Genomic DNA, 673 nt, shown 5'->3' on the forward strand with positions numbered 1-673 from the left:
CTTCACAAGAGTCCAAAAAGGCGAGAAAAAAGTGGGGTATCCCCGTTTCAAAGGGAAATACCGGTATGATAGTATCTCGTACGTCCAATCCGGGTTCCACCTGAAGAGTGAGGGGACAATCCTGCATCTTTCCAAGATAGGGGATATCCCGATGGTGTATCACCGCCCGATTGAGGGGGTTATCAAACGGGTCACTATTCGTCGGACCTCAACCGGGAAGTGGTATGCCTGCTTTACCGTGAAAATGGACGATCCAAAACCCGCAGATCCCATTCCTCTCAGTGAGCGTTCAGTTGTGGGGATCGATCTCGGGCTCACAACATTCTGTACTCTCTCTGACGGCACCACTATCGAGAAACCCCGGTGGTTTCGTACAGAAGAGAAACGTCTTGCCAAAGCACAACGGAAGTTCTCAAGGTGTGAGAAAGGCACCCCCAAACGAAGGAAACAACGGTTGGCAGTTGCTCGGATTCATGAAACGATTGCGAACCGGAGGAAGGATTTTGCGTATAAAACCGCACATACCCTGACTCAGACGTACGATCTGCTTGTGTTTGAAGATCTCTCCATCCAGAACATGATGAAAAACCACTGTCTTGCAAAGAGTATTGGCGATGCTGCCTGGAATCTTTTCATTTCAACAACCATCAACAAAGCGGAAGAAGCTGGTTGT

1 protein-coding gene is annotated in these 673 nt (G+C 48.9%); it reads left to right on the forward strand.

Annotated features, from left to right (window positions below):
• Window positions 1-673: RNA-guided endonuclease InsQ/TnpB family protein (locus RJ53_RS11510; protein ID WP_246496125.1), on the forward strand; the 673-nt coding region annotated here is incomplete at both ends.

Origin of the sequence: Methanocalculus chunghsingensis (genome assembly GCF_018132105.1) — an archaeon.
Lineage (GTDB): Archaea > Halobacteriota > Methanomicrobia > Methanomicrobiales > Methanocorpusculaceae > Methanocalculus > Methanocalculus chunghsingensis.